Here is a 25,613-nt window from a genome sequence, read left to right as displayed (position 1 = left end):
TGAATTACTCCCCCGCGATACGCCTCTTCGAATTGTCTGCATTGACCGCGACGAATGTAAAGACCCCGCTGGCCACTTGCTGTTCTTTCTCGCCGTCGCGTTCGCGGCCGACGGCGGTGGCGCGGATCGTCATAGAGGTCGTGCCTTCGCGCACCATCTCGGCATAGACGCTCAGTTCGTCGCCGACTTCCATCGCGCCCGGAAACTCGAGATCGCTGGCGGCGACCACGACCGCCTTGCCCTTCGAATGGCGCGAGGCGAGCGAGCCCGCCGCCAACGCCATCTGGCTCATCAGCCAGCCGCCAAAAATCCCGCCATAGGGATTGGTGTCGCTCGGCATCGCCGTGACGCGGATCAGCGGTGCCTCGCTCACCCGCCCTCAGCCCCCGCTATGCCAGTTGAAGAACATGCGCAGCCCGAACGAGGAAATCAGGAAAGCAGGAATGGAAAAGAGCAGCCCCGGGTTATTGGGTATTGGCGCAATCGTGCCGACGCCCGCCCAGCTTTCGCGCCATGGTCCGCCCAGGCCGCCAAACGCCAGCGGCAGGACGAAGGCAATCAGAGCGCCGATCAATATGGCCGTGAACCATTTCATCGTGTCATCCCCCTTCAGCTTCCGTCCTTCTAGCGTGAGGACGAAAGCATATTACGAGGTTAACAGAAACGCGCCTCCGGACCAATTGGCCCCTATGCCACCATACCCAGCGGGTTTTCGACGAGCTGCTTGAACACCTTCATCAGCCTGGCGCCGTCGGCCCCGTCGATGGCGCGGTGGTCGAAGCTGCCGGTGGCGCTCATCACGGTCGCGATCTGCAGGCTGTCGTCGACGACATAGGGCCGCTTTTCGCCCGCGCTGATCGCCATGATCATCGCCTGGGGCGGGTTGATGACGGCGTCGAACTGCTTGATGCCGAACATGCCCATGTTCGAAAGGCTCGCGGTGCCGCCCTGATATTCGTGCGGCTGCAATTTGCCTTCCTTGGCGCGCTCGGCGAGCTCCTTCATCTCGGTCGAGATCTTGCTCAATGACTTGTCGTTGGCACCCGCGATAATCGGGGTGATGAGCCCGTTCGGAATGCTCACCGCGACCGAAATGTCGGCGCGTTGATACTTGATCAGCTCGCCATCGCCGAAGCTGACATTGCATTCGGGCACTTCCATCAGCGCAACCGCGAGCGCCTTGATCAGCAGGTCGTTCACCGACAGCTTGACGCCGCGCGCCTCTAGACCCGCATTCATCTCGCTGCGCAGCTTCAACAGCTTGTCGAGATTGATGTCGACCGTGAGGTAGATGTGCGGGACCTGCTGCTTCGATTCGGTCAGGCGGCGCGCGATGGTCTTGCGCATGTTCGACAGCTTTTCGACCTCGTGCGGAATATCGCCCGGATCGACGCTTGCCACCTGCGGCGTCGGCGCAGCAGTGCTGGCGGCGGGCGCGGCAGCGGCACCGCCGGCACCCTTGCCAAGATCGGCGCGCACGATGCGGCCGCCCGGCCCACTGCCCTTGATGCTGGTAAGATCGATGCCCTGCGCTTCGGCAAGGCGGCGCGCTAGCGGCGAAGCCTTGACACGTTCGCCGTCTTTAACCGGCGCGGGCGGAGCTTTCACGCCTTCAGCTTCGGCAGGGACGGCCTTGGTGTCGGGCTTGGGCGCCTCGTCGCGGCCATATCCCTTGTCGGCCTTGGCAGGTGCCTCTTCCTTGGGCTCTTCCTTGGCGGGTTCGGGCGCGGCGCTCACGTCGCCGACTTCTTCGCCTTCTTCGCCGATCATCGCGATCACGGTGCCGACCGCAACATTGTCGGTGCCTTCGTCGACCAGAATCTTGAGGAGCGTGCCTTCGTCGACCGCTTCGAACTCCATCGTCGCCTTGTCGGTCTCGATCTCGGCGATGATGTCGCCCGAGTTGATCGCGTCGCCTTCCTTGACCAGCCACTTGGCCAGCGTGCCTTCCTCCATCGTCGGCGACAGGGCAGGCATCTTGAGTTCGGTCGGCATTCAGCACTCCATTGCAAAAACGTCAGGCTCTCCAACCGTAACGCGCGGGCGCGGTCAAGGGCTTCATGCCTTGCCAAGCGGGAAGCTTTCGCGCAGCGTCGCGCTTCCTTTGAGGAGAGGATGCGATGTCGCAAACCTATCTGGTGATCGTCACCGAGGCGCCCGAGGCCAAAGTCGCGCTGCGATTTGCCGCGCTGCGGGCGCAAAAGACCGATCGCGGCGTCGAAATCCTCGCCATCGGAGAGCGCCAGGATTTTGCCGCATGGGGCGGGGTGCAGGCGGCGATGGAGGAGGAAGAGCGGCTGCGCGTCGAAGCGATGATCGCTGCCAGCGTCCAGGAAATCATCGATGCGACGGGCATCAAGCCGACCATCACGGTCAAGCAGGGCGAAGCGGTGAAAGTCATCGCCGCCGAGATTAACGAGCGCGAAGACGTGGCGGCGCTGGTACTGGGGGCAGCGCCGGGCAGTAATCCAGGTCCGATCGTCAAGCACTTCACCGGCGAGGGCGCGGGCGACCTTCCCTGCCCCGTCCTGCTCGTCCCGGGCGGTCTCACCGACGAGCGTCTCGAGGAATTGAGCTAGAGCGCCTCGACGAGGATCGCGGCGAGCCGTTCGCAGCCCTTCTTGTCCTCGGCATCGAAGCGCGCCTTGCTCGGGCTGTCGATGTCGAGCACGCCAAGCAGCTCGCCATCCTTGATCAGCGGCACCACGACTTCGCTTTCGCTTGCTGCATCGCAGGCGATGTGCCCGGGGAAGGCGTGGACGTCCTCGACCAACTGCGTCTCGCGCGTTGCCGCCGCCGCGCCGCAGACACCGTCGCCAAACTTGATGCGGATGCAGGCGGGGCGCCCCTGGAAGGGCCCGAGCACCAGTTCACCGTCGACGTTGCGATAGAAACCGGCCCAATTGATGTCGGGCATCGCTTCCCACAGCAGCGCTGCGGCATTGGCCATGTTGGCAATGGGATCGGGCTCGCCGTGCACCAGCCCCTTCAGCGCCGAGGCAAGGTCGTCATACATCTGCGCCTTGGTCGCGCCATCGATCTTGAAGTCGTACATCAGTAATCCACCTTGCCGCGCAGTGCCTTCTTCTGACCACGCTTGGTTTTCTTGTCCATGCGCCGCTGCCGCGCGCCGTAGCTCGGCTTGGTCTTCTTGCGCTTCTTGGGCTGGACATGGGCACGCTCGATCATGTCGACAAGCCGCTGGCGCGCCTCGGCGCGATTGTCGGCGCGGCTGCGCGAGGCCTTGCAGGTGATGATGATCTCGTTGCGATCCTTGGTGACCTTCGATCCCGCAATATGGCGCAGCCGGTTGAGGACGCGCGGATGAAGGTCGAGCGCGGCCAGCGTCACGCGCAATTGTACCCCCGTCTCCGACGTGTTGGCATGCTGCCCGCCCGGCCCGGTGCCGGCGAGGAAGGTTTCTTCGAGCGCGTCTTCGGGGAGATCGTCAGGCGACATCGGTCCACCCTTCGAAATGTTCGGGCAGCGGCGCGGCGACTTCCAGCCGCGTCCCGTTCTTGCGCGCAATCGCGATGCTTTGCGCATGCAGCAACATCGGGCCGCCGGGAAAGCCGTAGACGCGATCACCGACGATCCCGTGCCCCAGTCCCTCACGCGCGTGCACGCGGATCTGGTGCGTACGGCCTGTTTTGGGGCGAAACTCCACGAGGCTGCTGCCGTCCTTCACCGCCAGCCGCTTCCAGTCGGTTACCGCGCTCTTGCCCTGCTGGTCATAGGTCATGCGCCAGCCCGCATCGGCGCTCGAGATCTTGCCCAATGGCATGTCGATCGTGCCGCCGTCTTCTGCAACCTCGCCGCCGACGACCGCGAGGTAGCGTTTGTCCATGCGCCCCGCTTCCAGCTCGGCCTGGAACCACTGCCGCGCCGGCTTGTGCCGCGCGAACAGGAGGCAGCCCGACGTATCTCGGTCGAGCCGGTGCATCGGCGTCGGCAATCGCTTGTAGCCGCACAGCAGTTCGTGCAGCCGCGCCTCGATACTATCGCCGCCGCGCCGCGGCGCATCGACCGGCAAGCCGGCCGGCTTGTCGAGCACGATCACCTCGCCATCGATGAACAATATGCGGTCTTCCAGGGTCATATCGGCGCGCCAAAGCACGCCATTCGATCAATCGCAAGCCAAACTAAAGTGAGTCTTTGGAGTCACGGTTGGCGGAAAAAGGCCTGTTTTGACCCCTTTCAAGCTTTGTTAACCTTTTCCCTTCAGACATCTCATGGTTAATGAACGCTTAGACGGTGTTAAGGCGATCTTACTTCGTAGTATGAGGGACGCGCTGCCAACACCCGCTAAACGGGGGACTGGAATATGCGAGTATTGCTGATCGAAGACGAAGCGACGATCGCCAAGAGCATCGAGCTCATGCTGTCGACCGAAGGCTTCAACACCTACACGACCGATCTTGGCGAAGAAGGCCTCGATCTGGGCAAGCTGTATGATTACGACATCATCCTGCTGGACCTCAACCTGCCCGACATGCACGGCTATGACGTCCTCAAGAAATTGCGCACCGCGAAAGTGCAGACACCGGTCCTGATCCTGTCGGGCATCGGCGAAATGGATTCGAAGGTCCGCGCGCTGGGCTTTGGCGCTGACGATTATGTCACCAAGCCGTTCCACCGCGATGAACTCGTCGCCCGCATCCACGCCATCGTGCGTCGTTCGAAGGGCCACTCGCAGTCGGTCATCCGCACCGGCAAGCTGGCGGTGAACCTCGATGCCAAGACGGTCGAAGTCGACGGCAACCGCGTCCACCTCACCGGCAAGGAATATGCGATGCTGGAGCTGCTGTCGCTGCGCAAGGGCACCACGCTGACCAAGGAAATGTTCCTCAACCACCTGTACGGCGGCATGGACGAACCCGAACTCAAGATCATCGATGTCTTCATCTGCAAGCTGCGCAAGAAGCTCAGCCTGGCCTGCGGCGGCGACAATTATATCGAAACCGTCTGGGGCCGCGGCTACGTGCTGCGCGAACAGGAAGAAGACAAGAAGGCCGCCACCGAGGCCGCCTGACCAACTATCTCCTAGAGGGGGAGCAAGGGCGTCGCTTGGGGGAGCGGCGCCCTTTTTAATTGCTGATGAATGCGACCGGCTTGCGTGGCTTGAAAATTAGCGGGGCGTTGGCTTCGTAGACATGATGCCAATCCGATCCGCATTTGACCTCAAGCCGCCGCATGCGTCGACGATAGACTGCAATTCGGGCGTTGCCCTGCATCCATAACGTCAAAATGACGCGAAACTGCTCTTGCACATCCTCGAACGGGAAGAAGTAGGACCAGAAGTCAGCTACTCCAAAATTGAGTTCGTCGAAATTTGACAGGGCAATCACAATGGGACGGCTTAGTCCGTCCTGTTTCAAAAATTCCCAGAGGATCACATCGTCGTGACCTTGCTTGTGGAATTGCAAAGAAAATTCAGCAGCAAAGTCTTCCACCAAGCGGGAAGCGGCTTCGCGAAAGTCTGCAGACACGCAGCTAGTCGATCTTGAGCTTGTCGCCCTTGGCTGCGGTGCGGATCCGTGCCGGCGGTGCTTTCTTGCGCAGTTCGGGATCGACATTGGGTGCCGGCGCATCCATCGAGCGCCAGCCATCGCGGCCGAGGCGTTCCATCGGCCTGAACTTGGCCTTGTAGGCCATGCGTTCCGATCCTTCGACCCAGTATCCAAGATAGACATAGGGAAGCTTGGCGCGCGCCGCGCGAATGATGTGATCGAGGATGATGTAGGTGCCCAGCCCGCTTCGCGCGCCGGGGCCGCAGTCGAAGAAGCTGTAGATCATCGAAAGGCCGTCCGACTGCTGGTCGGTCAGGCAGGCGCCGACGAGCTTGCCCGGCTTTCCGTCCACGCTCGGTTCGCGATATTCGACCATGTAGGTCTGCACCGGCGTCTGCTCCACCATGTCGGCAAAATCATGTTCGTCCATCTCGGCCATGCCGCCGCCCGGGTGCCGCTGGGAAAGATAGGTCTGGAGCAATTCGTATTGCTCTTCGGTCGTCCACGGCTTGCACGCCGTGACTTCAAGATCGGCGTTGGCGCGCAGCATGCGGCGCTGCGTCTTGCCAGCCTTGAATTCGGTCGCCTTGACCCGCACCGACACGCAGGCCGAACAATCGATGCAGCTGGGCCGATAGGCGACCGACTGGCTGCGGCGGAAACCGATCCGTCCGAGCGCTTCGTTGAGTTCGCTCGCATGGCGGCCGTTCAATTCGGTGAACACCTTCCGCTCCACCTTGCCCTCCAGATAGGGGCATGGGGCGGGATTGGTGACAAAGAATTTGGGGAAGCGAAATGGTGCGCTCACCCGGCCCTCTCCTGCTTGTAGCGTCATTGAAACAATAAGCCTTGGGTTAACGGTTTGGCAACGCTTTGGGGACCCGCGCTTACGGTTAAAGGAGCGGACTGTCCCGCGATAAGACAGGTCAGCCCCTGAAATGCGCCATTTTCCAGCGGTCAGATACGGGTGGTGCGATCTACTGCGAAACCGCATTCCTCCAGCGCCTCGACCAGCCGGTCGATCGCTTCGGCATCGCGCGCCTGGCATTCCACTTCGATCATCGTGTCCTTGGCCGGCAGCGCAGTGAATACTCGCTGGTGATTCGTCTCGAGGATATTGACGCGGTGTTCGTGAAATTTGGTGGTGATCGCCGCGAGTGCGCCGGGGCGATCCTCCGCCGCGATCCGGAAGCGCGCGATCCGGCCTTGCCGTACGAGTTCGCGCATCAGCACATTGGCCAGCAGCGAGGTATCGATATTCCCGCCGCATAGTACGGTGCCGACCTTTCTGCCGGCAAAGCGTTCGGGATTGGCGAGCATGGCGGCGAGCCCTGCGGCCCCTGCCCCTTCGACGACGCTCTTCTCGATCGCCACCAGCAAGGCGACGGCATGTTCGATATCGTCTTCGGGCACCAGGTCGATGCGGTCGACCAGTTCCTTGATGATTTCGCGCGTCTTCCAGCCCGGATGCTTGACCGCGATTCCTTCGGCCAGCGTGTCGCCGCCGATCTCGATCTCGCTCCCCTCGATGATGTTTTTCATTGCCGGGAACATGGCGGCTTCGACGCCGACGATTTCGATATCGGGATTAATGGCCTTGGCCGCGGTCGCGATGCCGCTGATCAGCCCGCCCCCACCAATCGGTACCACGAGCATGTCGAGATGCGGCGCGGCTTCGAGCATTTCGAGCCCCACGGTCCCCTGCCCTGCAATGATGTCCTCGTCATCGAAGGGGTGGACGAAGACAAAGCCTTTCTCGTCTTCCAACTCGCGCGCATAACCATAGGCATCGTCGAAAACCTTGCCGTGCAGGACGACATTGGCGCCGTGCCCTTCGGTCTGAACGACTTTCATCGTCGGGGTGGGTTCGGGCATCACGATGGTCACTGGAATGCCGAGCCGCGCGCCGTGATAGGCGACCGCCTGCGCATGGTTGCCGGCAGAGGCCGCGATGACGCCGCGCGTCATTTCCTCCTCGGTTAACTGGCTCAACTTGTTGAGCGCGCCGCGCTCCTTGTAGGCAGCGGTGAACTGCAGGTTCTCGAACTTCAGCCAGACTTCCGCGCCGATGATTTCGGACAGGGTGCGGCTATGGTTCATGGGGGTCTTTACGACCTGCCCTTCGATGCGCCCTGCAGCGGCGCGAATATCGTCGATGGTTACGCTCATGATAAATCGCGCCTAGCCCTTCCCAAGCCTATCGACAATGCTATGCGGTTGACGCACCGCAACAAGTAAGGACCGCCATGACCCGCCTGCTGATCGCCGCATCCGCCTTCGCCCTGGCCGCACCGGCCTATGCCGACACGCTTTATACCAATGTGAACGGATTACAGGCCGATGCCGAAGGCAATCTGAAACGGTTCTCGGCCCTCCTCGTCGATGATGATGGCAAGGTCATCGCCACGTTCGAAAAAGGGCGCATCCAGATGCGTGCCGACAACGTGGTGAACATGGAAGGCGCGCATATGCTGCCCGGCCTGATCGATGCCCACGGACACGTCATGAGCCTTGGCATGGCGGCGCTGCGGCTTGATCTCGTCGGCACGACGTCAATCGAGGAATTCCAGCAGCGCCTCGCCGACTATGCTGCCGCCAATCCAGACTTGCCGTGGATCCTCGGGCGCGGGTGGAACCAGGAATTGTTCGACGATCCGCGCTTTCCCACCGCCGCCGATCTCGACGCGGTCGTCAGCGACCGTCCGGTATGGCTCGGCCGCATCGATGGTCATGCTGCAGTCGGCAATTCGAAGGCCATGGAGATCGCGGGTATCACGGCGGACACCGAAGCCCCTGAAGGCGGCGCGATCGAGCGCCTCGCCGATGGCCGCCCTGCCGGGGTGTTCGTCGATGCTGCCGAAGGCCTCGTGACGAAGTTCATCCCCGAACCCGACGCGCCGATGTTCGATCGTGCACTCGCCGCCGCGCAGGAATTTGCCCTCAGCGAAGGGCTCACCGGCGTTGCCGACATGGGCACTACCGTCGACGACTGGCTGGCGATGCGGCGCGCCGGCGATGAAGGGACGCTCAACCTGCGGATCATGAGCTATGCTGCGGGGACCGATCCGGCGCTTAAAATTGCAGGCAACCGTCCGACGCCCTGGCTCTATGACGGCAAATTGAGGATGGCGGGCGTAAAGCTTTATGCCGACGGCGCGCTCGGGTCGCGCGGCGCCTATCTCAAAGCGCCGTATCACGACGCGGACACGCAGGGCCTGCTGTTCCAGTCAGCTGAAGATCTGCTTACGCAAGCGCGCACCGTGTCGCCCGCGTTCCAGCTTGCCATCCATGCCATCGGTGACGGCGCCAACGACCAGGTCCTCGACGTCCTCGAGACGCTGGGCGGTGACGATCGCCGCTGGCGGATCGAACATGTGCAAATCCTCGACCCGGCGGACTTGCCGCGCCTCGCTGCTGCCAACATCGTTGCCTCGATGCAGCCCGTCCATCAGACCAGCGACTGGAAGATGGCCGAAAAGCGCCTTGGCCCCGATCGTTTGGGCGCGGCTTATGCGTGGAGGAGCCTTGATGACAGCGGCGCGGTGCTGGCCTTCGGCTCCGACTTTCCGGTCGAACACCCCGATCCCTTCGTCGGCCTCAAGGTCGCGGTCAGCCGCGAAGATGCCGATGGCGAGCCCGAGGGCGGCTGGATTGCGGACGAAAAAGTCTCGCTGGGCACCGCGCTTGCCGGGTTTACCGTTGGCGCTGCCTATGCCGGGCTCGCAGAACAGCATTTCGGCTCGCTCACGGCGGGCCGCTACGCCGATTTCATCATCGTTGATCGCGATATCTCGGCAATTCCGACCGAGAACATCGCCGAAACGAAGGTGCTCGCCACCTATGTCGGCGGCAAGGAAGTCTACCGCGCCGAGGACTGAGCCCGCTCGACGAGCATGTCCTGCGTGATCACCTGCGGCAGTTCTTCTACGTCTTCGCCGGGCGCGTACCAGAGGTAGATGGGTACCGCCGCGCGCTGCATCGCCTCGAGGAATCGCGTGATTTCGGGATCGCCGTCGGTCCAGTCGCCAACGAAGACCGCGACGTCGGCTTCCCCGAACGCGTCGAGCGTCGCCTGCCGCTTGATCGCGGCGCGCTCGTTCACCTTGCACGTGAGGCACCAGTCGGCGGTGAAGTAGACGAAGACTGGACGCCCTTGCGCGCGCGCGGCAGCGACCGCGTCCTCGCTCCACGGTTCGGCGAAATCGGGTACCGCCGCCTCGGTCGAAGGGCGATCGGGCAAATAGACTGCGCCAGCAACGACAAGGCCGATGCCTACTGCCAGCGCCACCCAGCCAAGCCCACGCCGGCGGCTCCCCAGCCAGAGGAAAAAGGCCAGGCTAATCATCGCGGCGATCCCGGCAACCAGTGCAATATCACCCACCAGCCGCCAGAGCAGCCACAGCGCCGCAAGCGCGCTCAGCCCCATCGGAATGGCAAGACCGCGCTGCAATTTTATCATCCAGGGGCCGGGGCGCGGCAGCTTCTCGCGCAAGGCTGGCACGAACGCGATCAGGATGAAGGGCAAGGCAAGCCCCAGCCCCAGCATCGCAAAGACACCAATCGCGGCTGCCGTCGGCAGCACCAGTGCGGTGCCAAGCGCCGCACCAAGGAAAGGCCCAGCGCACGGGGTCGCCACGAATGCCGCTAAAGCGCCCGTGCCGATCGAGCCCGAGGTCTCGAGATTGCCCCCGAGCGCCGGCAAGCGAAACAAGCCGGCAAGGTTCGCGGTGATCGCGGTCGCCAGCAGCAGGAGCAGGAAGATCGTTCGTGGATCCTGCAGCTGGAAGGCCCAGCCCGCGGCACTGCCGCCCGCGCGGATCAGCAACAGCAGCGCGCCAAGGCTGGCCGTGCCGGCAACGGCACCGACCGTATAACCGAGCGCATCGCGCCGCGCTTCTTTCGCACTGCCGCCGGCGCGCGCGAGATGGACGGCCTTCATCGCCAGCACCGGGAAAACGCAGGGCATCAGGTTCAGGAGCAAACCGCCGAGCAACGCGCCGCCCAAAGCGATCGCGATAGCGCTGATCGCGAAGGTCCCGATGCTGTCGCCGCCGCTTGGCACGCTGCCCAGCGAAGCGGTAAAGCTGAGCGCCTGGCCCGGCCCCAATGTTATGACACCTCCGACTGAGCCGAAATCGGTCTTGGCTGGATCCCTTACCTGCAGATCGGCAATGAGCTGGTCGCCCTTGCGCCTGAAGCTCTGCGGTGCCGCATAGTCGATCACCCCGTCCTGGCCGACGAAAAATTCAGGTTCTGTGACAGTGATGGTCGCGGGCAGCGGAATGGCGATCGACAGGCGCTGACCCTCCACCTGATAGGTCGCAGCGCCCGCGATCGGGCGCGGCAGCGCGCGGCGGTAGCGGTCAAAGTCGTCGCTATGATCGGCGCCTTCGCCGACCGGTATCACGACCGAAAAACTACCCTTTTCCGGCACGCAGATCTTGTCGGTACAGGCCAGCCACGTCCCCGTGCCGCGGATCGGAACGGTCCCGCTGTCGATCTTGGGCAGGGTCAGCGTGGTCAGGACCGCGTGATCGTCCTTGTAGACATAATTGACCAGTCCAAACGCCTCGAGCTTCGTCGGCGTGGGAAATCGCAGTTCGCCGATCTCGGCACCCTCTGGCAGGTCCCACTCGATATTGAGCGGCAGTCCCGCTTCGCCCGGGTTTAGCCAGTAGCCGTGCCAGCCCGGGCTGGTCTCGAAGACGATCGCGAGTTCAACGCTGCCGCCGCCCGCAGGCGCAGGCCCCTCGGCCTCCAGACGCGGAACGATATTGGTCGTTTGCGCCGCCGCGGGAAGCGCGGCGAACAAAGCGACGAGCATGAGGAAAAGGCGCAGGATCATTGCGCCCCGCCCTAGCCCGAGACGGCGCTCTCGTCGAGATTGGGCGACAACCATCTTTGGGCCGTATCAAGGCCGACGTCGCGGCGCTGCGCATATTCCTCGAGCTGGTCACGACCCACGCGTGCCACACCGAAATAGTGCGCCTGCTCATGCCCGAAATAGTAGCCCGACACGGCACTTGCCGGCCACATCGCAAAATTTTCCGTCAGCGATATCCCGGCGGGTTCACCGCCGAGCATCTCGAACAGGATCGGCTTGAGGCTGTGGTCGGGACAAGCGGGATATCCCGGAGCCGGGCGAATACCGCGATATTTTTCCGCAATCAGCGCCTCGTTGGTGAGGTTCTCCTCGGCGGCATAGCCCCACAAGTCGGTGCGAACATGCTGGTGCAGCCGCTCGGCAAAGGCCTCGGCCAGCCGATCGGCCAGCGCTTTCAAGAGGATCGCCTGGTAATCGTCACCCGCCGCCTCGAACGCCTTGGCGCGATCCTCAGCGCCGTGGATCGCGACCGCGAAGCCGCCGACATGATCGTCTTCGAGGACGAAGTCGGCGAGGCACATGTTTGGCCGCCCTTCGCGCTTCTTGACCTGCTGGCGCAGCATCGGGACGCGGCGGTCGCCAACGATGATATCATCGCCATCGCGGTGCGCCGGCCAGATCGCGCAATCCGCGCGCGCGGTCAGCCATTTTTCCGCGACGATCTTTTCGAGCATCGCATCGGCATCGCGCTTCAGGTCGCGCGCGCTTTCACCGACCACATCGTCGTCGAGAATGGCCGGATAATTGCCGTGCAGCTCCCAGCTGCGGAAGAATGGCGTCCAGTCGATCGTCCGCACGAAATCGTCGAGTGGCCAGTCGTCGAAATGATGCGGACCGGGCTTGGCGGGTGCGGGTGCCTTGCCAGCGGGATCGAGCGTGAAGCCGTTCGCGCGCGCTTCTTCAAGCGTAGCCAGCGAGGACTTGCCCTTGCCCTGCCGGCCAGCGCGGACTTTCTCGTATTCGGCAGCAATTTCCGCGGTGTAGGAGTCGGCATCGTCCCCCACCAGCTTGGTGGCAACGCCCACCGCGCGGCTTGCGTCGGTGACGTGGATGACCGGGCCCGAGCGCGCCGGCGAAATCTTGAGCGCGGTATGCACGCGGCTGGTCGTCGCCCCGCCGATCAGCAGCGGGATGGTCATCCCTTCGCGCTCCATCTCGGTCGCATTGTAGACCATCTCATCGAGGCTGGGGGTGATCAGCCCCGAAAGGCCGATCATGTCCGCTCCGTGGCGCTTGGCGGCAGCAAGGATGTCCGGCCAGCCGACCATCACGCCAAGATCGATCACCTCGTACCCGTTACACTGCAGCACGACACCGACGATATTCTTGCCGATATCGTGCACGTCGCCCTTCACGGTGGCCATGATGATGCGGCCCTTGTTGGCGTTGGCCTTGCCCACGTTCTCGGCTTCGATGAAGGGCAGCAGGTGGGCCACCGCCTTTTTCATGACGCGCGCCGATTTGACCACCTGCGGCAGGAACATCTTGCCCGATCCGAACAGGTCGCCGACGCGGTTCATGCCGTCCATCAATGGCCCTTCGATGACCTCGATGGCGCGGCCCGCGCCCTGCCGGGCTTCCTCGACATCGGCAACGATATGCTTGTCGTTGCCCTTGACCAGCGCATGGGCGAGCCGCTCGGTAACGGGCGTGTCGCGCCATGCGGTGTCACTGGCATTGGCCTTGGCGCCGCCCTGATGGCGCTGCGCCAGCTCGATCAGCTTTTCGGTCGCCTCGTCATGGCGGTCAAACAAGACATCTTCGCACGCATCGCGCAGTTCGGGATCGATCTCGTCATAGACGTCGAGCTGGCCGGCATTGACGATGGCCATGCCGAGCCCCGCTGGGATAGCGTGATACAGGAAGACGCTGTGCAGCGCGCGGCGCACCGTTTCATTCCCGCGAAACGAGAAGCTGAGGTTGGACAATCCGCCCGAGATATGCGCGTGCGGGCAGCGCTTGCGGATCTCGGTGCAGGCCTCGATGAAATCGATTCCGTAGCGGCGATGCTCGTCGATACCTGTCGCCACTGCAAAGACGTTGGGATCGAAAATGATGTCATAGGGCGGGAAGCCGTCTTCCACGAGCAAGTCATAGGCCCGCTTGCAGATCTCGACCTTGCGATCCTTGGTGTCGGCCTGCCCGGTTTCGTCAAACGCCATCACGACAACGGCGGCACCATAGCCGCGCACCTTGCGCGCAAGGCGAAGAAACTCGTCCTCGCCTTCCTTGAGACTGATCGAGTTGACGATCGGCTTGCCGGGCACGACCTTCAGCCCTGCCTCGATCACCTCCCACTTGGAGCTGTCGACCATCACCGGCACCCGCGCGATATCGGGTTCGGCGGCAATGCGCTTGAGGAAGGTATCCATCGCGGCGACACCATCGAGCAGCGCTTCGTCCATGTTCACGTCGATAATCTGCGCGCCGTTTTCGACCTGCTGGCGGGCAACCTCCACTGCGGTGTCATAATCGTCGTTGAGGATCAGCTTCTTGAAGCGCGCCGACCCGGTGACGTTGGTGCGCTCGCCGATCATGACGAAGCGGTTGGCGAGGTCGGTATCGCTTTGAGGCAGCGGAGCGTTCATCAGGCGGCCACCCGCAGCGTTTCGAGCCCCGCCAGCAACATCGCGTCGTCGCGCACGGGGAGCGCGCGCGGCGATGCGCCTTCGCAAACCTGGGCGATGGCGGCGATATGTTCGGGCGTCGTTCCGCAGCAGCCGCCAACAATGTTGACCAGCCCTTCGTCGAGCCATTCGCTGACCTGGCGCGCCGTGTCGGCCGCAGCCTCGTCATATTCGCCCAGATCGTTGGGGAGGCCGGCATTGGGATAGGCCATGACGAGCCCCGGCGCCTTGTCGGTAAGTGCTTTCAAATGCGGGCGCAGCGCCTCGGCACCGAAGCTGCAATTAAGGCCGACGGTTAGCGGATTGGCGTGCGCGATAGTCGCCCAGAAGCCTTCGACCGTATGGCCGGAAAGATTGCGCCCCGACAGGTCGGTAAGCGTCATCGAGATCATGATCGGCAAGTCGCGGCCCAGGGCCTCCTCGGCCTCGCGCACGGCCATGATGGCGGCCTTGGCGTTGAGCGTATCGAAAATGGTTTCGATCAGGATGAAATCGACGCCGCCCTCGGCCAGTGCCTCGACCTGCTCGCGGTAGACATCCTTGACGTGATCGAAGGTCACTTCGCGAAAACCGGGATCGCTGACATCGGGCGACAGGGATAAGGTCTTGTTGGTGGGCCCGACGGCACCCGCGACAAATATCCGCTTTTCGTCACTACCGTGCGCATCGGCGACCCGGCGGATGATTTTGGCGGCCTCCACGTTGATCTCGCGCACCAGCTTTTCGGCGCCATAGTCGGCCTGACTGATCGCGTTGGCGTTGAACGTGTTGGTGGCCAGCAGGTCCGCGCCTGCCGCCGCAAAGCGCGCGGCGATACCTTCGATCACCGTGGGCGCGGTGATATTGAGAAGATCGTTGTTGCCGCGCTGTTCGTGGCCCAGCGTCGTGTCGCCGGCAAATTCGGCTTCCTTGAGCCCTTCGCGCTGGATCATCGTGCCGTAGGCGCCGTCCTTGACAAGCACCCGCGTCGCCGCAGCAGCCTTGAATGCTTCTGCCGCGCTCATCGCTTCACTCCCAGCATGTGACAGATGGCCCAGCTCAACGCCGCCCGGTTGAGCGTGTAGAAGTGAAAGTGGCGAACACCGCCCGCATAGAGCCGACCGCACAATTCGGCAGCGGCCGTCGCGGCAATCAGGTCGCGCGCCCGCGGCACATCGTCGAGCCCCTCGAATTTCTTGTCCATCCATTCGGGGATGGCGGTCCCGCATTGCTGCGCGAACTGGCGCGTGCGCGCGACATTGGTCACCGGCAGGATGCCCGGCACCAGCTCGACCTGACGCCCGCGCGCCGCCACCTTCTCCTGCAGATCGAAGAAGGCATCCGGCCTGAAGAAGAATTGGGTTATCGCGCGGCTCGCACCCGCATCGATCTTGCGCAGCAAGTGATCGATATCGCTGTCGCTGCTTTGCGCTTCGGGATGCGTTTCGGGATAGGCGGCGACCGAGATATCGAAATCGGCGACCTCCTTGAGCCCCGCCACCAGCTCGGCGGCGTTGGCATAACCATCGGGATGCGGCGTGAAGCGTTCGCCATCGGGCGGATCGCCGCGCAGCGCCACGATATGCCGCACACCGGCATCCCAGTAAGCTTGCGCGATGTCCTGCACCTCATCGCGGCTCGCATTGACGCAGGTGAGGTGCGCTGCCGGGGTCAGCGGCGTTTCCTCGACGATCCGCTTGACCGTTTCATGCGTGCGCTCACGGGTAGAACCGCCCGCGCCGTAGGTTACCGACACGAAGCGCGGCCCAAGCGGCGCGAGTTCGCCGATGACGTTCCACAATTTCTCCTGCGCCTTGTCGGTCTTGGGCGGGAAGAATTCGAAACTGACTTCGACGTCGCCCGCCGTATGTTCGAACAGGGGACTGGGATGCTGTACTGTCATGCCGCTTCACTTCGCGAAATGGGGGGATAGGTGGCGCGCCACAGATTAACCGACAATTCGCCGCCATCGAGGCAAAGCGGCGCCTCGCCTTCCAGGTTGGCAGCGCTGAACCAGCGCTGCATGGCGTCGTCGGCAAAACCAAGACGTTGGTGTTTGAGCTGGCGCCGCAATTCCTCGCGCTCGTGCGGCGCGAAATCGGCGATCAACAGTTGGCCGCCGGGGCGCAGGATGCGCGCTGCCTCGGCGATGACCTGCCCGGGCGTCGCCGCAAAATGCAGGACCAGGTGCAGGATGACCGTATCGGCGTGATCATCGGGAAGCGGAAGGGCGAACATGTCGCCCTGGCGAAGGCTTGCGCCGGTGACGCCCGCCTCGTCCAGCTTGACCCGCGCCAGGCGCAGCATTTCGGGCGACCGGTCGATCCCGATCGCATCGCTCGCGCGCGGCGCGAAGATTTCCAGCATCCGGCCCGTGCCCGTTCCGATATCGACCAGTCGGCCGATGGGCCGCGAACCGACCAGCCCTTCCATTGCCGCTTCGACATCGGTCTCCGAAACATGGAGCTGGCGCAGCGTATCCCACTGCTCGGCGCGTTCGGCAAAATAGATTGCGGCGGCTTCGGCGCGTTCGCGCTGCACGGCGGCAAGGCGCGATGCATCGGCGGCGAAGACCGCTTCATCGTCCGCCGTGGCGGTGCCCGCAATCAACCCCGACAAGAGATAATCGGCTGTGTCGCGTGCCGGTTCGACGAACACCCAGGCCCCTTCGCGGCGACGGCGGACCAGCCCGGCTTCATCGAGGATCCGCACGTGGCGCGAAATGCTCGGCTGGCTTTGCCCTAGCACATGCGCGATCTCACCCACCGTCAGCTCGACCTGCGCCACCAGCATAAGGATGCGCAGTCGCGTCGCATCGCCAAGCGCCTGGAAGCGGTGTGTGAGAGGCAGGTCGCCGGTCATGATTTGCGCATATAAACAGTTCTTTATATGTGGCAACCCATTTAAGTGAGATTTTCACTTATCGACCGCAAAACTTAACCTATGTGCAGTGCAACAAAATGGACATTGCACAGTAAGAAGAATCCCTATATTTGAGCGCGCAGGCCCGCCCGTAAAACGGTGGGCCGTTGCCTTGTGCGCGCATGAGCGGGCACGCAATGCAAGGGATTAGATTATCATGAAGAAGGTTGCACTCACTGCTGCGGTTCTGGCCCTCGGCCTCGCCGCTTGCGAAGCTGGCGACGACACGGTCGAAAACACCGTCGACGTCACCGAAAATGCGGTTGAAGAAACCGCGATGGAAGCTGAAACCGCTGCCGACAACGCCATGGATGCCATGGAAAACGTTGCTGACGAAGCGATGGCTGAAGTCGAAGAAACGGCTGACGAAGCTGCTGCTGAGTAAGCTTTAGCTTTCAGCATATGAAAAGGGCCGTCCGGGAAACCGGGCGGCCCTTTTTCGTTTAGGCTCTGATGACGCACATTACCCCACTTTTGCTGCTGCTCCTCGCCGCCTGTTCGAGCGAGACCGTCGAACGCCCCACGAACGAGGAGACCCAGCGCCTCGACGATATCGAGAACATGCTCGACGAGGACTAGTCGGCTTTCTTCGCCGCCACCCACTGCTCGACGCGCTTCTCCAGGATGCCAAGCGGCACCGGACCACCGCCAAGCACCGTGTCGTGGAAGCCGCGAATGTCGAATTCGTCGCCCAGTTCACGCTCCGCCATGGCGCGCAGGTCCTGAATCTTGATCATGCCGATCTTGTAGGCCGTCGCCTGTCCGGGCCAGACGATGTAACGGCGTACCTCGGAACGCACGGTGGTTTCGGGCATCGGCGAATTGGCGAGGAAATAGTCGATCGCCTGCTGCTCGCCCCAGCCCTTCGAATGAATACCCGTGTCCACCACTAGCCGAATGGCGCGCCACATTTCGGTCGTCAGTCGTCCGAAGTCCGAATAGGGATCCTCATACGCGCCCATTTCCTTCGCCAGCAGCTCCGAATAGAGCGCCCAGCCCTCGCCAAAAGCGGAGATATAGTCGCCCTGGCTGCGGAAATTGGGGACGCCCTCAAGTTCCTGCGCAATGCTGTTTTGCATGTGATGGCCAGGATTGCCTTCGTGATAGGCAATCACTTCCAGCGGCGGGATCGGCATCGCCCGCATGTCGCTGAGATGCGCGTAATAGACACCAGGGCGCGATCCGTCCGGCGTGCCGGGGCGATAATGCTGCGCCGCGCCGTCCTGTTCGCGGAAAGGTTCGACCCGCTTCACGACAAGATCGGCCTTTGGCAGCACGCCGAAGAATTCGGGCAGGCGCTCGTTGATGAACGCCAGGTGCTTCTCGGCGGCCGCGATATAGTCCTGCGCCCCCGCATCATCGTTCGAGAAATAGAAGCGGTCGTCCTCGCGCATGAAGGTGAAAAATTCTTCGAGCGTGCCGTCGAAGCCGACCTGGTCCTTGATCGCCTCCATCTCGCCGCGAATGCGAGCGACCTCGGAAAGACCGATGTCGTGGATCTCGTTCGCGGTCAATTCGGTCGTCGTCATCGCCGCCAGCCGATTGAGGTAAAAGGCCCTGCCTTCATCGAGCGCCCAAACCCCGCGCGCTTCGGCATCGGCATTGGGCCGGTCAGCCTCGAACCAGTCGGCCAAGCGGCGGTAGGCCGGACCCATTTGCGTGAGCAGCGCATTACGCAGTTCGCTTCGCAGCACATCGGCGCGCATCGCATCGATCGCGCCGCTCTCGCGCAGCGCTTCGATATGCGCTGTCCCCGCCTCCCATAAGGCGCTGTCGCCGTCCCCGGAGAACGGCGCGCCGCTGGTCAGCTTGCGCGATTCTTCGATGACCGCGTCATAGGCGAATTGCGGCGGGCGCACGTCGCGCACGGCGTTGGCCTGTACGCGCACCAGCAACTGGTCGATCGCCCGCCCGATGCCGCCAACACGCGCAATGAAGGCCTGCATGTCGCTGTCGCTCTCGACAGCGTGCTGGCTGATCAGAAAGCTCGGCAACTGCGTATGCGTGCCGTTCATCTGATGGAGAATGTACATGCGGTCGCGATAACGCGCGTCCTGCTCCGCCTGTTCGAGCCGCCATTCGAACATCAGCCAGCTGAGCTGTGCATCCGCGGGGAGCGTGTCATAATCGAAGTTCGCACGCATCTCGGCGACGGCGGCGCGACGCCACGCCAGCTGGCGATCGATCGCCGCATTCGAATAATCGTCGATCTTGTCATAATCGGTTCGCCGGCCGAGCGCGGTCTGCCGGATCGGGGAAAACGCCAATTCCTCTTCGAACTTCTCGTCAAACCACGCCGTGAGGCGTTCGGCCTCGCTGGTCGCAGTTGCATGATGATCGGCGGCCATGGCCGGCACAGCGACGGGTACGGCAGCAGATGCAAGAAAAAGGGCAGCAAAGCGGATCATACGGGTTCCCCTAACTATTTGCGCGGAACATGCGCGCAAAACGGGTTCTTGGGAAGATCGCTAAGCCCAAACGCAGAAAAGGCCGGGGCGTGAACCCCGGCCTTCTCTTATTCAGCAGTGCTGGATGGTGGAAGCTTAGAAGCCGCCCATGCCACCCATGCCGCCCATGCCGCCCATGTCGGGCATGCCGCCACCGGACTTGCTGTCGTCGGGCAGTTCGGCGACGGTCGCTTCGGTGGTGATCAGCAGGCCGGCAACCGAGGCTGCGTCCTGCAGCGCAGTGCGCACGACCTTGGTGGGATCGACAACGCCGGCAGCCACGAGGTTCTCGTAGGTGTCATTCGACGCGTTGAAGCCCATCGTCGGATCGTTGCCATCGGTCAGCTTGCCAGCAACCACGGCACCGTCGAAACCGGCGTTCGAAGCGATCTGGCGAACCGGCGCTTCGAGCGCGCGGCGCACGATGTCGATACCGCGAGTCTGGTCATCATTCTCGCCCGTCATGCCTTGGATGGCCGACTTGGCGTAGAGCAGCGCGGTACCGCCGCCCGGGACGATGCCTTCCTCGACCGCAGCGCGGGTCGCGTGGAGCGCGTCATCGACACGGTCCTTGCGTTCCTTCACTTCGACTTCGGTGGCACCGCCGACCTTGATCACGGCAACGCCGCCAGCCAGCTTGGCGAGACGCTCCTGGAGCTTTTCGCGGTCATAGTCGCTGGTGGTGTTCTCGATCTGCTGGCGAATCGCGGCGGTGCGGCCTTCGATATTGGCCTTCTCACCCGCCCCGTCGACGATGGTCGTGTTGTCCTTGTCGATGGTGACGCGCTTGGCGGTGCCGAGCATGTTGAGCGTGACGCTTTCCAGCTTGATGCCGAGATCTTCGCTGATCATTTCGCCGCCCGTCAGGATGGCGATGTCTTCGAGCATCGCCTTGCGACGATCGCCGAAGCCTGGCGCCTTGACGGCCGCGACCTTGAGGCCGCCGCGCAGCTTGTTGACGACGAGGGTCGCAAGCGCTTCGCCTTCGATATCCTCGGCGATGATGAGCAGCGGGCGACCCGACTGCACGACATTTTCGAGGATCGGCAGCATGGCCTGAAGGTTCGAAAGCTTCTTCTCGTGGATCAGGATATAGGGATCGTTGAGTTCAACGAGCATCTTTTCCGGATCGGTGATGAAGTAAGGCGACAGGTAGCCGCGGTCGAACTGCATGCCTTCGACGACATCGAGTTCGAATTCGAGGCCCTTGGCTTCCTCGACGGTGATCACGCCTTCCTTGCCGACCTTTTCCATCGCTTCAGCGATCTTCTCGCCGACTTCCTTGTCGCCATTGGCCGAGATGATGCCGACCTGGGCAATTTCCTCGGTGCCCGCGACGGGCTTGGAACGACCCTTGAGGTCTTCGACGACCTTGGTGACGGCAAGATCGATGCCGCGCTTGAGGTCCATCGGGTTCATGCCGGCGGCGACCGACTTCATGCCTTCGCGGACGATCGACTGGGCCAGGACCGTCGCAGTCGTGGTGCCGTCACCGGCCACGTCGTTGGTCTTGGAAGCCACTTCGCGCAGCATCTGCGCGCCCATGTTTTCGAACTTGTCCTTGAGCTCGATTTCCTTGGCGACGCTAACACCGTCCTTGGTGATGCGCGGCGCGCCGAAACTCTTTTCGATGACCACGTTACGACCCTTGGGACCGAGCGTGACTTTGACGGCGTCGGCAAGAATGTCGACACCCTTCATGATGCGTTCGCGGGCGTCCCGCGAGAATTTGACGTCTTTGGCAGCCATTTGTCGAATGCCTTTCTATCTAGTTTGAACTCTTAAGAGGAAGCGAGGCTCAGCCAACGATGCCGAGAATGTCGCTTTCCTTCATGATGATCAGGTCTTCGCCGTCGAGCTTGACCTCGGTGCCCGACCACTTGCCGAACAGGATCTTGTCGCCGGCCTTGACGTCCAGCGGCGTCACCTTGCCGTCTTCGGACTTGGCGCCCGAACCGGCGGCGACGACTTCGCCTTCCTGCGGCTTTTCCTTCGCGCTATCGGGAATGATGATCCCGCCAGCGGTCTTTTCTTCAGCCTCGACACGGCGGACGAGGACACGATCGTGAAGCGGTTTGAAACCCATGGGGCCCCTCTCTTGCTTGAGTGTTCGTTGTCACAACACTTAGCACTCTTCGCACGAGAGTGCTAAGCTTGCAGGGCATTTGGTGCGCACATTCCTACTAGTCAACGGGTGGCGCGGAAATTTTTTTGCTCGCTTCGTCCTCTGTCAGGCCGAGCCGCTCGCGCATCAGCCAACGCCCGAGCATCAGGACCGCGACGATGGCCAGGCCGACGGCGAGTCCGGTCCAGATGCCGACCCCGTCCCAGCCCGCCTCGAATGCGAGCCACGCGCCAACGCCAATACCGATCAGCCAGTAACCGACGAAGGTGAAGATCATCGGCACGCGCGTATCGTGCAGCCCGCGCAATATGCCGGCGCCCACGACCTGCGCGCCGTCGACGATCTGGAAAATGGCGGCGACGATCAGGAATGAAGCGCCGAGCGCCAGCACCGAGGCATTTTCAGGCGTGTCGGCAAGGAAGAGGCCGATCAGTTCTTCGGGGAAGAGGAACAGGAAGAAGGCCATAAAACTCATGAAGCCGACGGCGAGTATCCATGCCGTCCACCCGGCCTGCGCGATGCCTTCCTTGTCGCCGCGCCCCAGCATGATCCCGACGCGCACCGTCGCCGCCTGCGCGATGCCCCACGGCACCATGAACGACAGCGCCGCGATTTGCAGCGCGATGGCATGGGCGGCGAGTGCATCTTCGCTGACGAGCCCCATCAGGTACGCCGCGGCCGAAAAGATGCCGCCTTCGAAGCCCATGGCTAGCCCGATCGGCAGACCAAGTTTCCACATTCGCCGATAGCGCGCCCAATCGGGCTTCCAAAACCGCGCAAACAGATGAAACCGGCGGAACTGGCGATCGGTCAGCACCACGATGATCATGGCTGCGGCGAGCAAAAGCCACGTGATCGTGCTCGCGATCCCGGCCCCGAACACGCCAAATTCAGGCGCGCCAAGCTCCCCGAAGATCAGCGCATAGTCGAGCAGCGAATTGATCGGAATGGCGGCAGCCGAGATGACGAGGATCCAGCCCGGCCGTTCGAGCGCCGCCAGGAAGTGGCGCAGCGCGTTAAACAAGAGGAACAGAAAGGTCGACCACAGGTAGCCCCACAGGAATACCTGCGCATTGTCGGCCAGCGCGGGGTCCTGCCCCAGCCAGTTGATCACCGTGTCGGCGTTCATCAGCACCGCCCACAGCGGCACGGTGACGGTCATGGCGAGCCACACCGACTGGCGGAAGCTGCGGCGGACGTCCTTCACTCGTCCGCGCCCGCGCCCCAGCGCTGTCGCCATCATCGGCGAAGCGGCGGTAATGATGCCCAACGCGATCAGGTTGAGCGCAAAGGTCAGGTTGAGCCCGAGCGCGACCGCCGCGAGCTCGCTCGTGCCGTATCGGCCGATAAAGAACGTGTCGATCGCCTGCACCGACGCCATCGTCAGGTTCGTCAGGATCAGCGGCCAGGCGAGCGCGAGGGTGGCGCGAAGTTCGCGCTTCCAGCTCGGCGTCCTGATCCCCTGCTTGCTCATCGTCGGGCGGCGCTAGGCGCTTATTCGGTCACAAGTCCATCAAAATGGGACCAAGAGCGGGGTGGCGTCTGCCAAAAACGCCCCTATCTTGGCTGCACAAGGAGACGATGATGGGATTTGCGCGGGTTATTTGGAAATTGCTGGTCGGCGTGAAGGATGTGCTCGTGCTCATCTTCATGCTGCTCTTTTTCGGCGTGCTCTACGTCGGCCTTCGCGGAACGCCCGATCCTGTCATCGACGGCGGCGTGTTGTGGGTCGATCTCGATGGCGTGGTGGTCGAAGAACCCTCGGCGCAGGACCCGATCGAGGCCGCGCTGATGGGCTCGACGCTCGGCGAATGGCGGCTGCGCGATGTGGTCGCCGCGCTTCGGCAGGCGCGCGAAGACGATCGCATCGAAGCGGTCGCGCTCGATCTCGACGGTTTCCTGGGCGGCGGAACGGCGGCGCTCAGCCTCGTGGCCGATGAACTCGAAGCCATTCGCGAAGAGGGCAAGCCGGTGATCGCCTTTGCCACCGGCTATTCGGACGATGCCTATCACCTCGCCAGCCACGCCAGTGAGATCTGGCTCAACCCCCTAGGCGCAGTCGCCTTTGCCGGGCCCGGTGGCAACACGCTCTACTACGGCGAATTCTTCGACCGCATCGGCGTAACCGCCAACGTGTACCGCGCGGGCACCTACAAGAGCGCGACCGAGCCCTACACGTTGAGCGCCATGTCGCCCGAAGCGCGCGAGGATCGCGAACGGCTTGCCCGCGCGATGCTCGGCCATTGGCGCGAGGACGTCGAGGCGGCGCGGCCCGCGGCGCAGATGGAGCTGGCGCTGATGAACCCGCTCGGCATGATCGAAGCGGCGAACGGCAATGTCAGCGAGGCGGCGGTGCGCGCCGGGCTCGTCGACACGCTGGGCACCCGCGCCGAGTGGGCCGAGAAGCTGGCCGAACTTGGGGGCGAAGACCGCGAGGATGTTTTCAAGAATACCCGCCTCGAGGATTATATCGCGAGGGAGGTCGAGAAGCCCAATGGTCGCGTCGGCGTAGTCACCATTGCCGGCACGCTAACCGACGGGACCGGCGGCGAAGGCACGGCCTTTGGCTCCAGCCTCGCCGATGCCATCGAACGGGCGCACCGCGACGACAAGTTCGATGCGCTGGTCGTGCGCATCGACAGTCCGGGTGGGTCGGTTCTCGCCTCCGAACGCATCCGGCAAGCAATACTTGCCGTGCAGGAAGACGACATTCCGGTGGTCGCAAGCTTTGCCAACGTGGCGGCATCGGGTGGCTACTGGGTGGCTGCCGAAGCCGACGAGATCTTCGCCCAGCCCGAGACGATCACCGGTTCGATCGGCGTATTCGCCATCCTGCCGAGCTTCGAAGGCACGCTGGAAAAGGTTGGCCTCAATGCCGATGGCGTGGCGACGACCCCGCTATCGGGCGAGCCCGACCTCCTCGCCGGCCCGTCGGAGACGGCGGATGCCTTTCTCCAGGCGGGCGTCGATGACGTCTACACGCGCTTCCTGACCCTGGTGTCGCAAGGGCGCGACATTCCCGTCGCCCGTCTCGAGCCCTTGGCGGGCGGCCGCGTCTACGACGGCGGCGTCGCACGGCAGATCGGCCTCATCGACCAATTCGGCAATATGGACGATGCCATCGCGCGGGCAGCCGAACTGGCCAAGCTGGACGACACCGAAGTCGTCTATGTCACCCGCGAAAGCGATCTCGGCTGGCTGGGGTCGATCTTCGGCGCGTCGGCACGCAGCGATGTGCAGGCCGACCCGCTGGCCGCGCTCAACCCTGCGCCGCGCGCACTGATCGAACAGGCCATCGCCGATGTCGAGCGGTTGCTCGATGGACCGGTGATGCAGGCACGCTGCCTCGAATGCGGCCCCGGCCAGCCGGTGGCTGCCAAACCGGCGCGCTCGCCCAACTGGCTAGGACGCTTGCTCGGCCTGTAGCTTCTTCTTTTTCTTGCGGCGGCTGGTCATCGGCAACAGGACCAGCGCCATCAACGTGGCGATGATGCCGAGGATTGCGAAGCTCTTGATCCACAGGTTGGAGGTATCCTCGCGCGTCTGGAGATCCATGATGTGGAGACCCCAGAAAAAGTCGAAAATACGCCACCAGCCGGTGCGCCGCGCCGCGATGCTGCCGCTGGCCGGGTCGACATAGAAGTGATCGCCATTGGCCATGACGATCTGCCAGGCCTCGCTGTTGCGCCGCCAATCGAGCGGCGGATTTTCGGCATCGGTGCGGCGGATTTCGGCAATCTCGCTGTCGCCTTCGTAGCGCGTCATGAATTCGGCGGAGGCCTCGTCCGCACCGTAAGGCGCTATCCAGTCGCCCGTTCCGGGATTGGCCAGCCGCGTTTCGCCGCCCTCGAACTCCACCACCCATACCGGGCCCGACGCGCGGCTTTCGAGCCGCAGGGAAGACAGCATCGCGCCATCGGGAACGTCGGGAAGTGTAACGGCCTCGGCCATCGGGATTGCCGCGGCGGGCGCTACCAGATCGGCGCCGCGCACCTCCTCGATCGGCTTCCAGACCATCACCAGGCCCGACACCGTCCAGATCAGGAACGGCACGCCGATAAGCCAGCCGAGCCACACGTGCCAGCGGCGCAAATTCTTACGATTGATCACTCGAAACTC

25 protein-coding genes are annotated in these 25,613 nt (G+C 63.1%); 6 read left to right on the top strand and 19 right to left on the bottom strand.

Going from position 1 to position 25,613, the window contains the following annotated elements:
- Positions 1-4: 4 nt before the first annotated feature.
- The 3 genes from NUX07_RS03995 to NUX07_RS03985 form a co-directional block, all read right to left on the bottom strand.
- Positions 5-340: an acyl-CoA thioesterase gene (locus NUX07_RS03995; RefSeq protein WP_265530740.1), complete on the bottom strand. Its 336-nt coding sequence runs from the start codon at positions 338-340 to the stop codon at positions 5-7.
- Positions 341-379: 39 nt separating this feature from the next.
- Complete coding sequence (locus tag NUX07_RS03990) at positions 380-595, bottom strand: hypothetical protein (protein ID WP_265529021.1); 216 nt, start codon at positions 593-595, stop codon at positions 380-382.
- Positions 596-687: 92 nt separating this feature from the next.
- Positions 688-1,995, bottom strand: a complete 1,308-nt coding sequence (locus NUX07_RS03985) for a pyruvate dehydrogenase complex dihydrolipoamide acetyltransferase (protein WP_265529019.1) — start codon at positions 1,993-1,995, stop codon at positions 688-690.
- A 125-nt stretch (positions 1,996-2,120) separates the two neighbouring features.
- Between NUX07_RS03985 and NUX07_RS03980 the strand changes: the two genes are divergently transcribed.
- The gene (locus NUX07_RS03980) at positions 2,121-2,579 is read left to right on the top strand and encodes a universal stress protein (protein ID WP_265529017.1); all 459 of its coding nucleotides are present in this window, start codon (positions 2,121-2,123) and stop codon (positions 2,577-2,579) included.
- Here NUX07_RS03980 and NUX07_RS03975 read toward each other — a convergent pair.
- The 3 genes from NUX07_RS03975 to NUX07_RS03965 are packed head-to-tail and all read right to left on the bottom strand — an operon-like array spanning position 2,576 to position 4,099.
- Complete coding sequence (locus NUX07_RS03975) at positions 2,576-3,055, bottom strand: GAF domain-containing protein (protein ID WP_322597186.1); 480 nt, start codon at positions 3,053-3,055, stop codon at positions 2,576-2,578. The genes NUX07_RS03980 and NUX07_RS03975 overlap by 4 nt on opposite strands.
- Positions 3,055-3,459, bottom strand: a complete 405-nt coding sequence (gene arfB, locus NUX07_RS03970; protein ID WP_265529015.1) for an alternative ribosome rescue aminoacyl-tRNA hydrolase ArfB — start codon at positions 3,457-3,459, stop codon at positions 3,055-3,057. Before arfB ends, NUX07_RS03975 begins: the two co-directional genes overlap by 1 nt.
- Positions 3,449-4,099, bottom strand: coding sequence for an RluA family pseudouridine synthase (locus NUX07_RS03965; protein ID WP_265529013.1), 651 nt, complete (start codon positions 4,097-4,099; stop codon positions 3,449-3,451). Before NUX07_RS03965 ends, arfB begins: the two co-directional genes overlap by 11 nt.
- A 225-nt stretch (positions 4,100-4,324) precedes the next feature.
- Here NUX07_RS03965 and ctrA point away from each other — a divergent pair, with 225 nt between their 5' ends.
- Complete coding sequence (gene ctrA / locus NUX07_RS03960) at positions 4,325-5,032, top strand: response regulator transcription factor CtrA (protein ID WP_265529011.1); 708 nt, start codon at positions 4,325-4,327, stop codon at positions 5,030-5,032.
- Positions 5,033-5,087: 55 nt separating this feature from the next.
- On the opposite strand, the gene NUX07_RS03955 is transcribed toward ctrA, so the two are convergent.
- The 3 genes from NUX07_RS03955 to NUX07_RS03945 all read right to left on the bottom strand — a co-directional run bounded on the left by NUX07_RS03955 (position 5,088) and on the right by NUX07_RS03945 (position 7,679).
- Positions 5,088-5,489, bottom strand: coding sequence for a hypothetical protein (locus NUX07_RS03955; protein ID WP_265529008.1), 402 nt, complete (start codon positions 5,487-5,489; stop codon positions 5,088-5,090).
- A gap of 4 nt (positions 5,490-5,493) precedes the next feature.
- Positions 5,494-6,318: an arginyltransferase gene (locus NUX07_RS03950; RefSeq protein ID WP_265529007.1), complete on the bottom strand. Its 825-nt coding sequence runs from the start codon at positions 6,316-6,318 to the stop codon at positions 5,494-5,496.
- Between the two features lie 149 nt (positions 6,319-6,467).
- On the bottom strand, positions 6,468-7,679 hold the full coding sequence (locus NUX07_RS03945; protein WP_265529005.1) for a threonine ammonia-lyase: 1,212 nt from the start codon (positions 7,677-7,679) through the stop codon (positions 6,468-6,470).
- A gap of 77 nt (positions 7,680-7,756) precedes the next feature.
- Here NUX07_RS03945 and NUX07_RS03940 point away from each other — a divergent pair, with 77 nt between their 5' ends.
- Positions 7,757-9,388, top strand: a complete 1,632-nt coding sequence (locus NUX07_RS03940) for an amidohydrolase (protein ID WP_265529004.1) — start codon at positions 7,757-7,759, stop codon at positions 9,386-9,388.
- On the opposite strand, the gene NUX07_RS03935 is transcribed toward NUX07_RS03940, so the two are convergent.
- From NUX07_RS03935 to NUX07_RS03915, 5 genes are read right to left on the bottom strand one after another with little or no spacing between them, the layout of a single operon-like run.
- On the bottom strand, positions 9,370-11,355 hold the full coding sequence (locus NUX07_RS03935) for a protein-disulfide reductase DsbD family protein (RefSeq protein ID WP_265529003.1): 1,986 nt from the start codon (positions 11,353-11,355) through the stop codon (positions 9,370-9,372). The two genes, NUX07_RS03940 and NUX07_RS03935, sit on opposite strands and share 19 nt — an antisense overlap.
- Before the next feature lie 11 nt (positions 11,356-11,366).
- Entirely contained in the window at positions 11,367-13,982 is a 2,616-nt protein-coding gene (gene metH / locus NUX07_RS03930; protein WP_265529001.1) for a methionine synthase, read from the bottom strand.
- Positions 13,982-15,025, bottom strand: coding sequence for a homocysteine S-methyltransferase family protein (locus NUX07_RS03925; protein WP_265528999.1), 1,044 nt, complete (start codon positions 15,023-15,025; stop codon positions 13,982-13,984). Before NUX07_RS03925 ends, metH begins: the two co-directional genes overlap by 1 nt.
- The gene (gene metF / locus NUX07_RS03920; protein WP_265528997.1) at positions 15,022-15,903 is read right to left on the bottom strand and encodes a methylenetetrahydrofolate reductase [NAD(P)H]; all 882 of its coding nucleotides are present in this window, start codon (positions 15,901-15,903) and stop codon (positions 15,022-15,024) included. Before metF ends, NUX07_RS03925 begins: the two co-directional genes overlap by 4 nt.
- Positions 15,900-16,862, bottom strand: a complete 963-nt coding sequence (locus NUX07_RS03915; RefSeq protein ID WP_265528996.1) for an ArsR/SmtB family transcription factor — start codon at positions 16,860-16,862, stop codon at positions 15,900-15,902. Before NUX07_RS03915 ends, metF begins: the two co-directional genes overlap by 4 nt.
- Before the next feature lie 217 nt (positions 16,863-17,079).
- Here NUX07_RS03915 and NUX07_RS03910 point away from each other — a divergent pair, with 217 nt between their 5' ends.
- Together NUX07_RS03910 and NUX07_RS03905 are read left to right on the top strand one after the other, a co-directional pair.
- On the top strand, positions 17,080-17,307 hold the full coding sequence (locus tag NUX07_RS03910) for a hypothetical protein (protein WP_265528994.1): 228 nt from the start codon (positions 17,080-17,082) through the stop codon (positions 17,305-17,307).
- Between the two features lie 68 nt (positions 17,308-17,375).
- Positions 17,376-17,501 (top strand): hypothetical protein, encoded by a 126-nt coding sequence (locus NUX07_RS03905; RefSeq protein WP_265528993.1) that lies wholly within the window; start codon positions 17,376-17,378, stop codon positions 17,499-17,501.
- On the opposite strand, the gene NUX07_RS03900 is transcribed toward NUX07_RS03905, so the two are convergent.
- From NUX07_RS03900 to NUX07_RS03885, 4 genes are all read right to left on the bottom strand, one after another.
- The gene (locus tag NUX07_RS03900; protein ID WP_265528991.1) at positions 17,498-19,270 is read right to left on the bottom strand and encodes a DUF885 domain-containing protein; all 1,773 of its coding nucleotides are present in this window, start codon (positions 19,268-19,270) and stop codon (positions 17,498-17,500) included. The genes NUX07_RS03905 and NUX07_RS03900 overlap by 4 nt on opposite strands.
- Positions 19,271-19,465: 195 nt before the next feature.
- On the bottom strand, positions 19,466-21,118 hold the full coding sequence (groL, locus tag NUX07_RS03895) for a chaperonin GroEL (RefSeq protein WP_265528989.1): 1,653 nt from the start codon (positions 21,116-21,118) through the stop codon (positions 19,466-19,468).
- A gap of 49 nt (positions 21,119-21,167) precedes the next feature.
- A complete protein-coding gene (gene groES, locus NUX07_RS03890) occupies positions 21,168-21,455 on the bottom strand; it encodes a co-chaperone GroES (protein ID WP_265528987.1) in 288 nt (95 codons plus the stop codon).
- A 97-nt stretch (positions 21,456-21,552) separates the two neighbouring features.
- Complete coding sequence (locus NUX07_RS03885; RefSeq protein ID WP_265528985.1) at positions 21,553-22,968, bottom strand: MATE family efflux transporter; 1,416 nt, start codon at positions 22,966-22,968, stop codon at positions 21,553-21,555.
- Positions 22,969-23,075: 107 nt separating this feature from the next.
- Between NUX07_RS03885 and sppA the strand changes: the two genes are divergently transcribed.
- Complete coding sequence (gene sppA / locus NUX07_RS03880) at positions 23,076-24,920, top strand: signal peptide peptidase SppA (RefSeq protein WP_265528983.1); 1,845 nt, start codon at positions 23,076-23,078, stop codon at positions 24,918-24,920.
- On the opposite strand, the gene NUX07_RS03875 is transcribed toward sppA, so the two are convergent.
- Positions 24,897-25,604 (bottom strand): PepSY domain-containing protein, encoded by a 708-nt coding sequence (locus NUX07_RS03875; protein WP_265528982.1) that lies wholly within the window; start codon positions 25,602-25,604, stop codon positions 24,897-24,899. The genes sppA and NUX07_RS03875 overlap by 24 nt on opposite strands.
- Between the last annotated feature and the right edge of the window lie 9 nt (positions 25,605-25,613).

Source organism: Sphingomicrobium marinum (genome assembly GCF_026157105.1).
Lineage (GTDB): Bacteria > Pseudomonadota > Alphaproteobacteria > Sphingomonadales > Sphingomonadaceae > Sphingomicrobium > Sphingomicrobium marinum.
This window is presented reverse-complemented; position numbering and strand designations above follow the sequence as displayed.